Source organism: Streptomyces sp. SID13726 (assembly GCF_010548375.1).
Lineage (GTDB): Bacteria > Actinomycetota > Actinomycetes > Streptomycetales > Streptomycetaceae > Streptomyces.
Genome location: NZ_JAAGLY010000224.1, coordinates 1 through 552, shown reverse-complemented (window position 1 = coordinate 552; position 552 = coordinate 1). Strand labels below are relative to the sequence as shown.

Sequence of the window (552 nt, the reverse complement as noted above, 5' to 3'; positions counted from 1 at the left end):
CTCGTGCCCAGCTCCTCGCCTCGGGCGTGGGCGTGCCGTGGGCGCTGGAGGCGCAGCAGCTCCTCCACGACGACTGGGGCGTGGCGGCCGACGTGTGGAGCGTGACGAGCTGGAACGAGCTGCGCCGCGACGGCCTCGCCGCCGACCAGGCCGCGTTCCTCGACCCGGCCGCCGAGCCGCGCGTCGCGTACGTCACGGCCAAGCTGTCCGGCGCCGAGGGCCCGTTCGTCGCGACGAGCGACTACGACCACCTCGTGCCCGACCAGATCCGCAAGTGGGTCCCGGGCGACTACGAGGTGCTCGGGGCCGACGGCTTCGGGTTCTCGGACACGCGCGCGGCGGCCCGCCGGCACTTCAAGATCGACGGCCCGTCCGTCGTCGTGCGCACGCTGCAGGCGCTCGCCAAGCAGGGCAAGGTCCCCGCGGACGCGTCCGCCCAGGCGATCGAGAAGTACCGCCTCATGGACGTCACCGCCGGCACGTCCGGCAACGCGGGCGGCGAGTCCTGACGCTCCCCGCCCGGTAGCACGACGACGGCCGGTCACCCCGCGG

Annotated in this window: 1 pseudogene; it reads left to right on the top strand. The window is 74.8% G+C overall.

The window, feature by feature from the left end:
- A pseudogene (locus G3I78_RS47295) lies at nt 1-509 on the top strand (pyruvate dehydrogenase (acetyl-transferring), homodimeric type); the annotation flags it as partial.
- Nucleotides 510-552: the final 43 nt, after the last annotated feature.